3 pseudogenes are annotated in these 588 nt (G+C 70.1%); 2 read left to right on the top strand and 1 reads right to left on the bottom strand.

Features of this window, described 5'->3' with window-relative positions:
- Positions 1–329, top strand: a pseudogene (locus BFF77_RS30445) (MMPL family transporter); the annotation flags it as partial.
- 2 nt (positions 330–331) lie between these two features.
- A pseudogene (locus BFF77_RS37335) lies at positions 332–493 on the top strand (MMPL family transporter); the annotation flags it as partial.
- 2 nt (positions 494–495) lie between these two features.
- On the opposite strand, the pseudogene BFF77_RS37995 reads toward BFF77_RS37335, so the two are convergent.
- A pseudogene (locus BFF77_RS37995) lies at positions 496–588 on the bottom strand (MMPL family transporter); the annotation flags it as partial.

Here is a 588-nt window from a genome sequence, read left to right on the forward strand (position 1 = left end):
GAGCTGACCGACGAGACCCGTACGGCGTTGGAGGAGACCGGCGCCGACGCGCGGGCGCAAGGGCTGGCGGTCGAGATCGGCGGTGACGCGCTCCAGGCGGCCCCGGAGACCGGTGCCACCGAGATCATCGGTGTGGCCATCGCCGCGGTGGTGCTCGTCATCACGTTCGGTTCGCTGATCGCGGCCGGGCTTCCGCTGCTCACCGCGCTCATCGGCGTCGGTATCGGTATCTCCACGATCACCGCGCTCGCCAATGCCCTGGACCTGGGCTCCACCACCTCGACCCTCGCGATGATGATCGGTCTCGCCGTCGGTATCGACTACGCGCTNNGCCGAGGGCAGAGAGCGCGAGGAGGCCGCGGGACGGGCCGTGGGCACCGCCGGGTCCGCCGTGGTCTTCGCGGGTCTGACGGTCGTCATTGCGCTGGTCGGTCTCGCCGTGGTCAACATCCCGATGCTCAGCAAGATGGGCTTCGCCGCGGCCGGTACGGTCGTTGCCCGCGAAGCCGAGCAGCGCCGGGATCAGGGTGAGCGCGATGAGGACGGCGATCACGACCGTACCGGCCGCGGCGAAGCCCATCTTGCTTC

The sequence above is a fragment of the Streptomyces lushanensis genome (assembly GCF_001700515.1).
Classification (GTDB): Bacteria; Actinomycetota; Actinomycetes; order Streptomycetales; family Streptomycetaceae; genus Streptomyces; species Streptomyces lushanensis.